At 45.3% G+C, this 15,008-nt stretch carries 13 protein-coding genes; 3 read left to right on the top strand and 10 right to left on the bottom strand.

The features are described from left to right. The first annotated feature begins 313 nt into the window (after positions 1-313). Positions 314-550, top strand: coding sequence for a helix-turn-helix transcriptional regulator (locus MKY42_RS13455; RefSeq protein ID WP_090896713.1), 237 nt, complete (start codon positions 314-316; stop codon positions 548-550). Here the strand turns inward: MKY42_RS13455 and MKY42_RS13450 are convergent. The 5 genes from MKY42_RS13450 to MKY42_RS13430 all read right to left on the bottom strand — a co-directional run bounded on the left by MKY42_RS13450 (position 547) and on the right by MKY42_RS13430 (position 8,260). Continuing rightward, positions 547-1,278: a metallophosphoesterase family protein gene (locus MKY42_RS13450; protein WP_339852888.1), complete on the bottom strand. Its 732-nt coding sequence runs from the start codon at positions 1,276-1,278 to the stop codon at positions 547-549. The two genes, MKY42_RS13455 and MKY42_RS13450, sit on opposite strands and share 4 nt — an antisense overlap. 111 nt (positions 1,279-1,389) lie before the next feature. Further along, on the bottom strand, positions 1,390-2,397 hold the full coding sequence (locus tag MKY42_RS13445) for an LLM class flavin-dependent oxidoreductase (RefSeq protein WP_339851680.1): 1,008 nt from the start codon (positions 2,395-2,397) through the stop codon (positions 1,390-1,392). A gap of 193 nt (positions 2,398-2,590) precedes the next feature. Next, entirely contained in the window at positions 2,591-4,528 is a 1,938-nt protein-coding gene (locus MKY42_RS13440; protein WP_179265064.1) for an LTA synthase family protein, read from the bottom strand. Between the two features lie 149 nt (positions 4,529-4,677). Next, on the bottom strand, positions 4,678-5,763 hold the full coding sequence (locus MKY42_RS13435; protein ID WP_339851674.1) for an HAD-IIIA family hydrolase: 1,086 nt from the start codon (positions 5,761-5,763) through the stop codon (positions 4,678-4,680). A 226-nt stretch (positions 5,764-5,989) separates the two neighbouring features. Beyond that, complete coding sequence (locus tag MKY42_RS13430) at positions 5,990-8,260, bottom strand: putative PEP-binding protein (protein WP_257031435.1); 2,271 nt, start codon at positions 8,258-8,260, stop codon at positions 5,990-5,992. A gap of 252 nt (positions 8,261-8,512) precedes the next feature. On the opposite strand from MKY42_RS13430, the gene MKY42_RS13425 reads away from it, so the two are divergent. Both MKY42_RS13425 and MKY42_RS13420 read left to right on the top strand, forming a co-directional pair. Then, positions 8,513-8,890, top strand: a complete 378-nt coding sequence (locus MKY42_RS13425) for a VOC family protein (protein ID WP_053779906.1) — start codon at positions 8,513-8,515, stop codon at positions 8,888-8,890. A gap of 253 nt (positions 8,891-9,143) precedes the next feature. Continuing rightward, positions 9,144-9,812 carry an SOS response-associated peptidase gene (locus MKY42_RS13420; RefSeq protein ID WP_090896700.1) on the top strand — a complete coding sequence of 223 codons (669 nt, stop codon included), beginning with the start codon at positions 9,144-9,146 and terminating at the stop codon, positions 9,810-9,812. A gap of 210 nt (positions 9,813-10,022) precedes the next feature. Here the strand turns inward: MKY42_RS13420 and MKY42_RS13415 are convergent, their stop codons facing one another. From MKY42_RS13415 to MKY42_RS13395, 5 genes are all read right to left on the bottom strand, one after another. Then, entirely contained in the window at positions 10,023-11,567 is a 1,545-nt protein-coding gene (locus MKY42_RS13415) for an AraC family transcriptional regulator (protein WP_256222008.1), read from the bottom strand. Between the two features lie 212 nt (positions 11,568-11,779). After that, on the bottom strand, positions 11,780-12,781 hold the full coding sequence (locus tag MKY42_RS13410; RefSeq protein WP_111619024.1) for an ABC transporter substrate-binding protein: 1,002 nt from the start codon (positions 12,779-12,781) through the stop codon (positions 11,780-11,782). Between the two features lie 180 nt (positions 12,782-12,961). Beyond that, positions 12,962-13,333: a hypothetical protein gene (locus tag MKY42_RS13405; RefSeq protein ID WP_339851656.1), complete on the bottom strand. Its 372-nt coding sequence runs from the start codon at positions 13,331-13,333 to the stop codon at positions 12,962-12,964. Beyond that, positions 13,326-14,018, bottom strand: a complete 693-nt coding sequence (locus tag MKY42_RS13400; RefSeq protein WP_177185681.1) for a 3'-5' exonuclease — start codon at positions 14,016-14,018, stop codon at positions 13,326-13,328. The genes MKY42_RS13405 and MKY42_RS13400 overlap by 8 nt, the downstream gene beginning before the upstream one ends. A gap of 20 nt (positions 14,019-14,038) precedes the next feature. Next, positions 14,039-14,959, bottom strand: a complete 921-nt coding sequence (locus MKY42_RS13395) for a class I SAM-dependent methyltransferase (RefSeq protein WP_339851651.1) — start codon at positions 14,957-14,959, stop codon at positions 14,039-14,041. Positions 14,960-15,008 lie beyond the last annotated feature (49 nt).

The raw sequence follows: 15,008 nt of genomic DNA, 5'->3' as shown, positions 1-15,008 counted from the left end.
GAGGAAGCACGCGTTTGCGCAAACGAATTACATGATACAAATCCAATACATAGACTTCTAAATCTTCCGCAGACGATGGCGTTAATCCAGGGGAAAAAGGCTCTCCATGAAGCTCCTCTTTGGATAGAATGGTGGCATCGATGATATTTTGGCTTGCCTACGTTTGAAGATACGCCCTCCTTAAGTCCAAACTGGCTTGTTCTTAACCATATGTATTACAGCCTGCTGGTCTTTTTTGTGTCATCTCCATGCATCGCTCGTCTCCGTTATACACTAATAAAGTAGTTTCTCAACTAATCTTCAGAGGATCACTTTGGATTTCGATAAAGTCACACTACACTGCAAACTCGATGAGATCTTGAAAAAGCACAACAACATGTCTGTCCTCAAATTGTCAGAAGAAATTGGACATCATAGAACAACCATTATGGAGCTGTTGCACAATACGAATATGGATAAGAAAAAGATTTCTGCATCCCTCATTGTGAAATTCTGTGTATACTTCGATATCACACCTAATGATTTATTTGAAATTCGCCGCGTGGATTAAACCTCGGGACCCTGACGGGTCTCTCCTCTTTTCACAAAAAGGGTCTGTAGACTTCCATCTTCGCTGATCTCCAGCAAATTCAATTGAGCACCATAAGCACATCCGCCATCAATGCCAATCTTGTCCCCAGTGGGATCAAACCAGACACCTGACTCATTATGCAAATTTTTGACTGGAGTATGACCGAATACCACCGTCTCCTTAAGCGAGGTTGGTCTGGAATAGAATGGCTCCCGAATCCAGATGAAGTCCCGCTCTGACTGGGTCCGCCAATCCTGCACCTCCGGATTAATCCCGGCATGTACAAAGATATAACCAGGAATTTCGTATACAAGGGGAAGCTGTTCCAAAAAACGAAGATGATGCTCATAGTGTGTACGGAGCCACTGTTTGGCTTCAGTATAAACATCCCAGTCCAACTGCTCATCATCCAAAGAAACCTGGGCGTAGCTGGCCAGCGTCTGTAAACCTCCATTGCGGATCCAGTGTTTGTCATAGTCCTCGACATCATGGTTCAGCGCCTTGACCATCATCGCATCATGATTTCCTTTGATCACAATAATATTGTGCTGCTCGTGCATCTGCATAATCTGTTCCACGACCTCTTTGCTCTTCGGTCCGCGGTCGACATAATCACCTAACAAAATCAGCTCGTCCTGCTTCGGATCGTATGCTGCCTGCTCAAGCAGAGCATTGAATTCGTCGTAACAGCCATGAATATCACTAATGACACATCTGCGAATGTGAATCTCTCCTCTCCCTGATCACGCAAGAGTTAACCGGAACCTTGCCAAGCAAGGCTCCAGCCATTTCAGAATATAATTCCCGTTCAGTACCGATTAATCCTGCTTTAAACCAAAGGCTTCCGCTATCAGGCTGAATGAACGCAAACGATCCTCGAATGAGTGAATCGCTGATGCAATAATAACTTCATCCGCTTCATAGCGTTCAGCCATTGCCGTAATTTTGTCTTTTACCTGATCCGGTGTTCCTACAATGGAAAAAGAACGACGTTGACGGATCTGCTCCATCTCCATAGCTGTAAATGGATAATTGTTCACCGTTTCCAGGGATGGGAATGAGTTCTGCTCCAGACCCCGGCCAAGCCGCAAGAAGAATAACTCATTGCTGCGAGCAAGTTCAGCGGCTGCTTCTTCGGTCTCTGCACAGAATGCCGACACCGCAATCATGGAATGTGGTTTGTCATTCAGGATCGAAGGCTTGAAATGTCTGCGATAATGCTTCATCGCTTCCTCCCCACCCGGCGTTCCGAAAAATTGGGCAAATGCGTAAGCGGTGCCTTGTGCCGCAGCGATTCTTGCACCTTCGGAACTGGAGCCGAGCAACCATACTTCGGGAACAGTTGCTACGGATGGTCCAGCTACTAAGGATGCAAAACGATGATCCTCTGGCAGCTGTTCATGAAAGTATCCTCCCAGATCGGCAATTTGCTGCGGGAAGAATTGTACATTCGATGACTTTCCTTCATTCAGAGCCCTGCTGGCAATCGGCATGCCTCCCGGTGCTCTGCCAATGCCCAGATCGATTCGGCCGGGGTGCAGCGCTTCCAGCAAACGGAAGTTCTCGGCAACTTTATATGCACTGTAATGGGGCAGCATAACGCCGCCTGAACCTACGCGAATTCGATCTGTATGTGCTGCAACGTGTGCAATCATAACTTCCGGACTGGAAAATGACAATGCACCGCTGCCGTGATGCTCCGACATCCAGAAGCGGGAGAAGCCCAGTTCATCTACATGTTTGGCAAGAGTTACTGTCTCCTGAAGGGTATCCTGTACCGTCCGTCCTTCATTAATATGTCCATGTTCAAGTACACTAAGTTTCATCTATATTCATTCCTTTCGTCATCCTGCGTTAGTGGCTGCACTTTCCATTGTAACATTATTAATTACAGTTTCAAAGGAGTTCTGCTTCTCATTACACGTTCATTACACGTAAAGATGTATGATGAATAAACAAATAACGCCACCAGCTCGTGAGCCAGTGACGTTATAGTATTTCATAGATATAAAAATTCAATTACGGTGCACGTTTGGGCAGCAGCTTTACATACTCGTCAGACAGCTTCATCAAACTTAGCACGTGCTCATAATCGGAACGATAGGGTTCCAAATCTGTGACGGGTTCATATGTTTTTAACGAGTAGGCTGTTCCATCATCAAAGCCCGCACCCGGAATAAACATAATGTCATTATTCACAAATGAACCTGTCGGCAAGTAATACCGGATACCGAACGCATTATGATCCATATTAAGCAGATCGTGTCCAAAGGCTGTGAATTTCTCTTCCTTCAGTGAGACACCCATCAGGTTCATCACCGTTGGCAAAATATCCAACTGACCGCCAGGCTGTTCTATGACTTGACCTTTCGCCTGTTTCGGGGTGTGGATCAAGAGCGGGATGTTGAAACGACTAACATTACCGTCATAGGGCACGCCCAGATTGGTTTGGATCTGCTGAGTAATCTCATCGTTTGCCGGTAGACCGAAATGATCGCCATATATAACGAGTGTTGTGTTATCCCATAACCCGTTTGCCTTGAGTTCATTGATCAGCTGACCTACCGCATAATCCGTATAATTGATCGCTTGCAGATAATCATGCAGCAACGTATTGGTGATTGTGGCCGGGATGGTAATTCTCGCCCGGTCCGCAGGAACCGTAAACGGCGAGTGGCTGGATGCTGTAATGAACTGGGCATAGAACGGCTGATTAGCCGCCTGATGTGCAGCCATTTTTTCCACACCTACACGATATAATTCCTCATCCGATGGTCCAAAATCATTAAACTTATCATTCTCGAAGCTGGGCTTGTCGAAGTACCGATTGAATCCAAGCGCCGGATACATTTTGTTCCGGTTCCAGAAGGTGACGTCATTGACGTGGAACGTTTCTGACTCATAGCCTTCTTTCCCAAGCAATTTTGGAAGACTTGGCAGATCACGGTCACTATACCCTGCTGACATGGGCACAACGCCGGTTGGATAGATGGATGTGTTCGACATGAACTCGGCATCCGACGTATTTCCCTGTCCGATCTGTTGGAAAAAATGAGAGAAATAATAGCTTTCTTTAGCCAGATCATTCAGAACGGGGGTTAATACCTGACCGTCGAGAGAAGCATTAATCGGGAAGTTTTGGAATGACTCCAGTTGCAGGACAATCAGATTGCTTCCTTTGGCCTGACCAAAATATTTGGTTTTAATAGCCGTTCCCTGACTGGGCTTATCCTGATATGGATATTTGCTAACCAGTTGATTAATTTTGTCGATGGTTTCGTTAATGTTACCATTTGCAATGGCTTCATTCTCTTTGCTCGTCAGAATTGCCGATGACACCTGATAATTCAGGAAACCAAGATTTTCGGCACGAACCAGTTCATTATCAATCGTTTCCCCTTTGACAATAAAGCTGCCTGACAGCACGATGCAAAATGCAGCCGTAAGGGCTACCCCCAACTTGCCCCAATACCGTCTCCGGCTTCTGCCGAAATGGAGGCTACTGTCGCCATAACTGCTGTTACGAGCTGAGGCACGACGACTGCGCAAGATAAACCATACGGGCAGAGCCAGTACGATATCCACAAAAAACAGGAAGTGCACAGGTCGTACCAGAGGTCCGATACTGCCTCTCACTTGGGCGACTTGGCCCAGTTCGCTGAGTGCCGTATATGTGGGAACCGAACTGAAATGTACGTTATAGAGTGTCGCCGCAAACAATACCAGCGAGAACAACACATTAAAACCTGCGTACACTGAACGCTTCCAGCCTTTTGGCACGATCAGATCGAGGATGCATACCACTGTCAGGGCCCCCAATGCGTCAGTAACGAAACCGATGCCGGACAGACCCTGGAAAAAGAAATACCGCAAAAGCGACAGCTTCAGCAGCATAAGAATAAATAACACGGCAAATAAGGTCCGTGATGAGGTCCGCTCATTTTTGGAATTAAACATGGTCGCTTTCAACCCTTATCTGAAATTTTTACGTTCATTTTACAAAACGCATATTTCAGTATAACAGTTTTGGGCTTGGTATTCCATGAGGGGATGCAGCAGACAAGAAAAAGTTCTCCCAAACTCCGTGTAAGGGAAATCTCTCTTTTCTACAGAGTTAAGCTGCTCTTGTTAAGGTCCTCATAAAGCTTACCCATAATAAATTCATCCACATATGTACCATTTACCAATAAAGACTTAGGCTTGATTCCTTCCTGTTTAAAACCAACCTTATGATATAAAGCTATCGCATTAAAATTATGGCTCATAACAGTCAGCTCAAGGCGAGTAATGTCCGCAGTAGGCCTCCATTCTTCCATTGTTGACATTAGATTTTTGCCAATCCCTTGGCCCGTATGGGCCTGTCTTACTCCAATGACGATACTCGCCCGATGTCGGATGCGTTCTGTTGTGCCCCCAATGACCGTAAGATGGCCGATGATCTTGCCCTGATGCTCCGCAATCCAGATTGAACTATTTAAAAAAGCATTCAACTGATCTATAAAACGAGCCTGCCCACTTAGCGTGGTCTTACGCTCTCCCGGATTATAGAGCATATAGGTACTTTCACGATCCAGTGCTCGATGCAATTCCAGCAGGCGAGGCGCATCTTCTGCACATGCTTGGCGAATAATAACATCCTCGGTCGGCTTCTCCCTAATTTGCAAAATCCACTGCACCGCAGCGTTGAAATCAGTAGCCAAAAAGTCCGCTTCCAGCGCTTCCCATCGGGTACGGTTCTCTTCTAGCGACTCTACCCCTGCTCCGGTCAACACCAATATGCATAAACAGCCAGCTGCACGCGCAGCAGTCATGTCAGACCACCGATCTCCAATAACAATACACTGTTCAAGATTCAGATCATGTTCTAGCGCTGCCTGTTTTAGCATCGATGGTCGTGGTTTACGGCATTCACATTCAGCCTCGGCAGGGTGAGGACAGACATAAGTGTGCTCAATGCCAAAAAGCCTCATCTCCTGCTGAAAAGTTTCGATCGTTGACTTACCTTTTGAAATGCCCGGTTGATTCGTGAATCCAAACAATCGGATACCCTGTCCAGATAGTTTCCGGATGGATTCTTCAACTCCATGATATAGCTCCAGTTCACCAGGATATCGTATTTCATCTGTACCTCCAATCGTGCCATCCCGGTCGATAAAGATGGCCTGAATAGGAGGCTTATCATAAGTAGTCATATTGGATGTCTCTCCTTGTGCTCATTGTGGACGAAATAAATTCCATTGTTTATCTCAAATTAAAAAGAGGCAATGAATCGGCTTAGTGATAGTCATACGTTGACAGCAGATAAGTGAACACCATAAACAAGTTATGTCCACAAAAGCTTTTGCCTTTTTATTATTTCCGTATTATACCATCTGCCGATCCATTTACCTCTTTAATCGTTTACCCGAAGCAAAGCATTTACGCAATCGTCGATATATCGCCGTCCTGCCTGTTTTTGTTTTGGTCCTGCTTCTGGGCAAGGAGTGACGCCTGTGCGGCAGCAATACGAGCAAGCGGTACCTGTTCTGGCAGACAGCTTACATAATCCAGACCAATACGGTGACAAAAAGCAATGGATGCCGGATCAGCTGCATTCTCACCACAGATGCCTGCTTTTAGATGAGGTTTCCGGATTCGGCCCTGAACGAGAGCCATCTCCACCAACTGCCCCACTCCGTCGATATCCAGTACCTGAAATGGATTGCTGGGCAGTGAGCGCTGTGGCTCAACAAAATGAAGGAATGGCTTCTCCGTATGGTGACGGCTGTAACCAAACGTCATCTGTGTCAGCTCATCGGTGCCAAACGAGAAGAAGTCCGCATGACGCGCAATAGGAGCTGCGGTCAGTGCCGCTCGAGGAACTTCAATCCGTGCCCCCACTCTGTAGTGACAGTGACGCTTCTCCTCTCCAAGCACCTGGTCCGCTACATGATCCACCAGATCTCTCATGACCTGAAGTTCATTGGCATGACCCACCAAAGGAATCATGATCTCAGGCCGTACCCACTGCCCTTGGCGAATGCCCTTCACGGCTGCACGAAAAATGGCTTCAAGCTGCATATCGTAGATTTCAGGGAACACGGTTCCCAGTCGACAGTCCTGCTGCCCTAGCAACGGATATTGTTCATGTAATTCCAGCACCCTGCGGATGACACGCTCAAGCTCCTGCACCTCAGTGCTGTTTTCCTCCAATGCACTGAGAGCCAACTGTTCACGTCGTTCGTTTAACCGTTCAATATCAGGCAGCAGCTCATGCAGCGGCGGATCAAGCAATCGAATGGTTACCGGATAACCATCCATCGCTTCGAAGAGTTGTTCAAAATCAGCCTGCTGCATCGGCAACAGACGTTCCAGTCCGCGTTTGCGCTCAGCTTCGCTGTCTGCCAGAATCATTTTCTGTACAAAAGGAAATCTCGAAGCAGACAACAACAGTTGTTCTGTCCGACACAATCCAATGCCCTCAGCCCCTAACGCACGGGCCTTCACGGCGTCCTTTGGATGATCCACATTCGAAAGTATTGTAAGCCCCTTCATTTCATCTGCCCATTCAAGTAGAAGCTGCAGCTCTGGTGATAAAGTTGGAGATAATTTCAGCAATTCCTTCACATGCCAAGGCTGGATACGTAATATGGCATCCTCTTTGGTGATTACCCCTTCATCCACGAGATCTACAGTACTCCTCAGCGTCGCCTGTGATGTTAACCTCGCTTCACTGATTTCCACTAGATACAGGGTCCCAGTATCCACAACAAATTGGACTTCCTGTACCTCTCTCGTGTGAGACTCCAAATAACCGCAAGCGTCCTGCAAAAGACCATACAGTTCAGACTCTTCACTCCGCAGTTGATCCAGTCCTTCATTCGAAGGCCGAGAAGCAGCAATTGAAACGTAATCCCCTGTCATACCTCGTTCCCCTGTATCTGGATGACGAGAATATACCGTTCCGAACCCGCTGCGGTCACCACGCTCGCCATTGACCATCACCTGTATAAGAACAGCTGCTCCTTGAGTTTCATCGGAGAAAAGAGAAGGATTACGAAGAAGTTCTTGTTGGGAGTTGGACCGTATAACATGCTGTGAATCAGAAACTGCACGCATCACTTCTTTTAGCTGTAACTGAACATCTTGAGGGAAAGGATGACGTCCTTTCTCTTCTATTAAGCGTTTATATTCCGCGATGGCGAATGCTAACTTCGCTTCATCGAGTATAGAGATGTCTCCCCATTTTTCTTCAAATAGGGCATACGGAATGTCGTGCACCAGTTGACCATATTCCTGCAATAAAATTCGATAACAATTAAGGGCATACGGACGATCATTCGTTTGCCTTGCGAAACCCTCCACGGTCACATCATTCAGTCCTACATGAAGCAAAGCATGGGATGCTGTACCACGGGGACACGTTTCACTTGACCGGACGGCAAGCAGCAGCGGTGCTGAGGAATCACCGAAGATTTTGCCAGAATGCTTCTCAAGATGCTGAATTGCGCTGCCAATCTCTTGGGCTCCTTCAGCTGAAAGATGTGCAAGACGGGTACAGAACGTGCGACAGCCTTCCTTTGTTACAATGAATCCGGCCGGAACGGGCCAACCTGCCTGGAGCAACGCCGCAAGTCCAGCCCCTTTACTACCCATCAGCCCTTTCATCTCTGCCGTACCTTCTTCCAATAGAACTACCCGTTTTGTCATTACAGCGCTCCCATCTGCCATTACATGGCTGTGCTTAAAAGGCAATTCAGTCACTCGAATTGTCCTTTATCTAATGGTATGTGGCAATACGGCAGTCAAGGACATTTGCTTCCTCTTTTTGTGCTTGAATTGAAGTTGTATGTTGGGCGCTCGTATATGGTAATATAAAGCTTGACTCAATCTAAAAAAGCTACATTCAAACGCATACCTGCTTCAACCATGATCAACTACGTATATAAGGAGTGTAAATCAATGTTTACTCAAGTCGGGCAAATTATGTTGTATGTAAACGATCAGGATAAGGCTCTTCAATTTTGGACGGAAAAAGCAGGTTTCCATATCGTTAACGAAGTTAATGGGAATGGCATGCGCTGGATCGAGATTGCCCCTGTGAAGGATGCTCAAACCACCATTATCCTGCACGACAAAGAATTCGTTGCCAAAATGTCCCCTGAATTAAACCTTGGTACACCATCTCTCATGCTTTTCACAGATAACTTGGATCAACTATACACTCACTTATCCAATAAACAAGTTACGGTTGGCGAGATTGTAACGATGCCTGGCGGAAGAGTATTCAACTTTGCAGATGACGAAAACAATTACTTTGCTGTTATGGAGAAAAATTAAATCTCCTGGATCACCTGAGTAATACCACATCAAAAAGCCCGTTCAGTAGTGGACAGGCTTTTTTCTATATATTTTGCTCAAATGCAAACCTGCCTGCATACGTTGCTGTTTTCCCATGTTGTTGCGCAGTAATTCCACGTGATTTTTTGCATATTTATTTTTAATTGGATATACAACTCCACATATTACCCGTTTCTAACGTTAAATATTTGAGTTAAATTACATACTATAGCGTTTTAAAGGAGGCTTCGATATGTGCGGAAGATTCACGATTACAGATCCAATCGAAGAAATTATGGACAGGTACTATGCTTCTATTGCTGAAGGATATGAGTACAAACCTAATTACAACGCTGCACCTATGCAATTCATCCCGACAATTATCGGTAGCAAAGACGGTAATCGATTGGGGGCGCTCCGATGGGGTTTAGTTCCTAATTGGGCCAAGGATGAAAAAATAGGAAATAAAATGATTAACGCCCGTGCAGAGACCCTCACAGAGAAACCTGCCTTTAAGCGCCTGATCAGTTCCAAGCGTTGTATTATCCCATGCTCGGGATTTTATGAATGGAAAAAGGATGGATCCGTAAAGCAACCCATGCGGATTTTAATGAAAGATGACTCCATCTTCTCGCTTGCTGGCCTATACGATACTTGGATTGATCCAGAAGGTAACAAGCTTTCAACTTGCACTATCATTACTACGGAACCTAACAGTCTTATGGCGGACATCCACGATCGTATGCCAGTCATTCTCCGGCCGCAAGATGAAGCGGATTGGCTAAACAAGGAATCGGACAAGGAAAGCGTTCTGAGGCTTCTCAGCCCGCATGAGGCCGATGAAATGATAGCTTACAAGGTGGATTCTGCAGTAGGTAATGTGCGAAATAATAACGAGGAATTGATCAGAGAGGTCAGTTAAGAATAAAAAGGAGCAGCGAGGTTATCCCCTCTGCTCCTTTATGTAATGAATTAATAGAGATATATCATTAAGCTCTAATGATTCCATATTCTCAGCCATGTCAACGATTGTATCCGATTATTCAAGTATAATTCAATTGTGAGATTTAGCAGAGAATGTGATTTTCCTCGTGATTTTTTAAATTAATTTAGTCCTCCCGTGTTGCCTAATTCATCCCAAATACTGCAGTATATCGTCGATTTTCTTTCCGTGGGAGATGACACCATAATTCATCCAGGTCATAAAATCCACCTCATATACGTGACCGCTTTTCACTGCAGGCAGCCGTTTCCACTCATCTCTTTCCAGGAGCTTCCGCTCCTCTCCGGGATAGGCAGAATCCATATTGTCAAATGTAATAAAGAGATGATCTGCCTCAAGCTGACATAGCTGCTCAAGCCCAATACCAACTCTTCTACTTTGACTCGCCCATTGCTGAACACGAACATGCGGGGTTAATCCGAGATCCTGATACAGCACAGGCCCTACGTAACCGTACTGATCCCCATAGAGTGTAATTTCCGATGCAGAAATACGCAAAAAAGCGACGGTTTGGCCACGCATATGACGTGTCAATTGTTCCTTGGCCTCAACGGCTTTATCCTCATAGGCACCTATTACATCCTGAACTCGATTCACCTTCCCTAATACATCTGCTGTCGATTTCAAAATGGAACGCCAGTCCTCACCCTCGTGCTCCATATAAAATGTCGGGGCTACTTGCTCAAAGCGATCCAGATTCCAGCGTTTATACCCGTCGTTCAACATAATAAATTCAGGCACATTCGTTTCATTAAAACCTGCATCCATCCGAGTAACATCAAATTCAGGAACATCTTCCAACCCTAAATATTGCTGTCTTCCCCAAGAACGATGGGAAGTTTGCAGTATCGGTTTTATTCCAAGGGCAAGAACAAAGTCCTCCAGATACGGTGCAAACACACGCACCTCTTGACGGTGATGTCGCCGATACAATCCTGGTGAAACACCTGTATATTGCTTGAATCGGCGACCAAAATAATATTCGTTATTAAATCCCACATTCTGTGCAATATCATGCAAGCGATCATCGGTCATCTGTAACAGCAGTTTGGAATGCTCCAATCGTACAGCATTTACATAATCAAGCGGAAGCTTGCCTGTGATCTCCTTGAATTGTCGGGTATAACTGGATCTGGTAAGCCGGATCTCTGCTGCCAGATCGTCAACCGTTATGGGCTGATCATAGTGTTCCCGAATATAACGAATCGAGCTTTGAAGCCGGGCACGGTCATCCGGCGATTCAATCTCGGGATCATTTTGCCGAAGCAGCACTCGGAACCACTCCTGGAAACGAAGTTGTATCTCCCATTGGTCCAACCAATCATGAGCAGTCAGCCCACGCGATATCTGTTCTAACGATTTCAGACAGGAACTCCATGGACTATAATTCAGCTCAATAAGAGGCAACCGATCTGGATCTGAAATCAAGACTGGAAGCCCTTTTTGCACCGTTTCGTCTCTTATATTCAACCTACTGGCCTTGTCTTCTTTTACTTCAGCTACCATCAGTTCAAGTCTGTAATATTGCAACTCACTGGAGCCTTCAATCACAATGGTACGTCCAGCTGGAACAAACATAATCATCCCTTTTTCCAGACGAGTGTCCATATTGTCCAAAGTGTCTATAGAGCCATGCCCATCCGTCACTACGAAAAGAGTGTGTGATGATGTCATGTTATATGTCTGCCTGTTGGTGTTATCGACTTGGCTATAATCCGTGTATTTCATATGTTGAAGCAAGCATAACCAGGGCTTAGGAATTAGTTGTACAATCGTGGGACACATATTCATCTTCCTTAATTGAGAATTGTTATCATTTACAATAGTGTAAACGAAAAAAGAAAGCTCTTCAACCCTGAGGGAAGAACTTTCTTATGGAAAAGGGCTTATGGCGTCATTTTTTGCAAGAGATCATCAATCTTCATTGTGTTTGCGGTAATCGCACCTGATTGCCAATACGATCTTTCCATCATGTACACATGGTTGTTTTTGACTGCCGGAAGAGATTTCCACAACTTGCTATCGAGCACCTTCAAAGCTTCCTTGTTCTCTGGAGATGACCACTCTCCATTGGATGGAAATACAATAATATGATCCGCATCAAGCTCTGGAAAAGCCTCTTCGGACAGAATTTCCTGATATTCTTCCATGTTGGCGACCAGTGGATGAGGTGTTAGACCAAGCTCCGAATAAAGAAATCCCGTAAATCGATTTTTCACACCGAACAATGCCAATGTATTGTTGCTGATATTCAATCGGACAACCGCTACGGTTTCATCCCCAACGGCTTCCTGAAGTTTCGCCTTAGCATCTGCAATCTTAGCCTCAAATGTCGCAACAACTTCTTTACCCTTGTCCGGTTTACCGACAACATCTGCAATAGTCGTCAAGATTTGATTGGAATCCTGCAAAATATCTTCAGGCAGACGATACGTCGGTGCCACCTTTGAATACATCTCATATTTCTCCATGTCCGCTCCGCCATCCACAATGATGAGATCCGGATCATACTCCAACAAAGCCTCAATGCTACCTGTAGTATCGAATTGAGGCACATCCAGATCCAGATATTCCTGCACACCCCACATCGGATTATACCACTGTACTACAGGTGTGATATCGAGAGCCTTGAGATAATCTTCCACATAGATACCAGCAATCCGCTGCGGATGCACCGGAATCGTCACATCACCAAATTCATCCTGAACGACACGTGTCTCTGCTTCTTTTTCTGTTGTTTCAGATGTACTGCCATCCGATACCGTGGACTCAGATGCAGGAGCCTCTTCTGCTTTTGACTCAGAATTTGCACTACAGCCCGATATAACTACAACCATGAGTAGCAGTATGATCGTCCACCCTTTGAAGCCTTTACTGAACCTTACCATGATACCCTTCACCCCTATGTAATCTGTTGTTGTATCGGTGAGAATATGTTCCATGAATAATGATTATCATTCTCACTCAATGCTTAGATGAATTGTACCTTATGCTGTGCAAAACTCACAATACACATTCGAAGCTATTTTTTTATACAAACGAAAAGAATATACAACCGTCACCCCCGCTTAACGCAGGGGCAATGTACCTTGTTGATAACGTTCAAGTAATTGCATAACAAATGAATCCTGCATTTCGTCCTGTAACAGGGCAGCGCCAATCAATCCAATATCATCACTGACATATCCGGCCAGTTCAGGATCGCCCGCAAGAGCAATCGTTCGTTTGAAAGCCAGTTCCCTGCATGCACTAAGCACCTCTTCTTCCACGACGTCAGACTGAGCAAACCGTTCAAATGCCTGCATCCACTCATCGGCAAATTCGGAAGCATCCCGTTGATCCAGATAGGCTTCCACATCCAGTCCTTCGAATGTCTGCTGACTAAGAATCCGCCCTTCATTCATATCAGCCAGCAATTTATCCGCATCCAATCTACTCATCTGGCTTCCCTCCTCCGATCGGTGCTGTTAAATACATCTCGGGAATCACAAAACGCTTCATCTCACGTTCCCTATCCGCAGTAAAATGTTCCAATGCAAGATCCTGATATTCGTTCAGGACATGTTCAAATATACGAGCAATCACACCACAATCGGCCAAGGCATTGTGCCTGTGAATTCCGTCTGTATTCAGGTCATAATACTGGATCAGGAAATCGGTAGAGATGACCTCGGAGATTTCAGGATGAATATATGTAAACATCGCTTTTGTATCCAACACCGGATTGGTAAACATCGGCAGCCCATTCATATCACAATGTCGTTTCAAAATGGGTAAATCATACTCATACCCCGCTTGCGTGACTAATACCTTATCCCCGATGAATGCCAGGAAAGCGTGGTATGCTTCTGCGAACGAGGGAGCCTGGATCATATCCTCATTTGAAATGCCCGTTAACTTCGCGACCGCTTCTGGAATCGGTTTAGACGCAAGTACAAGTGAAGTGAACGATGAATCTAATGATTCTCCTTTTTTGTAATACATCGCACCAAATTGAGTCACACTCTCCTCAGCCGGATCGATCCCTGTGCCCTCTAGATCAAATATGCAGTACGTTCGATCGTGCAATTCAGGGACTTTCAGCTCTTCAACAGTGTACGTATTAGGCATAAACGTAATTTTCATTCGACTCTCCCCTTTTTCATCTAATCCAGCCGCGTAATTCGCGTCATTTGCTGTGTTGGTGTGATCCAGGTTCGACATACAAAGTACTGGGGAAGTTGATCTACGAATGACTCTATGAAAGGAACACTCGGCGCATAGAAGAAGGAACCTCCTGGTTTTAGCGCTCTTAACAGCTCCATATATTTCTGAGCGTATGCTTCTGGTTCGCCATCTGCCTTGAGATGATGATGTGTAAAATGGTTGGAAAATGCCAAATGGGATATTATTGTCCCCCACTGTTCTTGTTCAAATGAAGATTCTATCCAGCCCATACGTCGCAAAAACGGCCGATCTTCCGATTCCTCCACCTGTCTGTCCATCCCATAAGCTTCTATCTTTTTTCTACGTAAAAAATGGACCAAATTGGCTTGCGGACCGCAGCCAAGATCAAGCACCGGTGGATGCAGGCGCTTTATATCCAAGCCGAGCCAGGATACCTGCAGAGCTGCCGAATACTCCTCGCAAGGCACCCAGAACAGATGTGGATCCATCGTATATTTTTTAAACAATTCCTCGCCGTTGGTCTGTATTAGAAATGTTCTTAACTGTTGATAATGCTTCTGGAAAAATTGCTGCACTACCTCTTCCCCTGCCTCCTCGTTCTGCAAAAGAGACCAGATCCGCATAAATTGATCCTTATAAAATTCTGCCAATTGCAACTTGTCTTTGCTCGTAAACTGCATAAACTGATTCACCTGGATAAACTGGCGAATTCCTCGCTCTGCTAGTTTAATTGTAAAATGATTCAATAAACGATCTTTAAAAATATGTTCTAATGCTTTTGACACTTGAGCGCGATATTCCAATAGCCAGCACAACGTTCGCGGAGATGGCCCTAATGCAGACTTGCCCCGATTATAAAATAAACTTTTATTGTCATTAAAACGGATTTGTTGCTCCATAAAGGACTCTACCAACTTGAGGTTCAGTATCATCGCCTCCTAGCGTCGT

This window comes from Paenibacillus sp. FSL W7-1088 (assembly GCF_037969855.1).
Classification (GTDB): Bacteria; Bacillota; Bacilli; order Paenibacillales; family Paenibacillaceae; genus Paenibacillus.
This window is presented reverse-complemented; position numbering and strand designations above follow the sequence as displayed.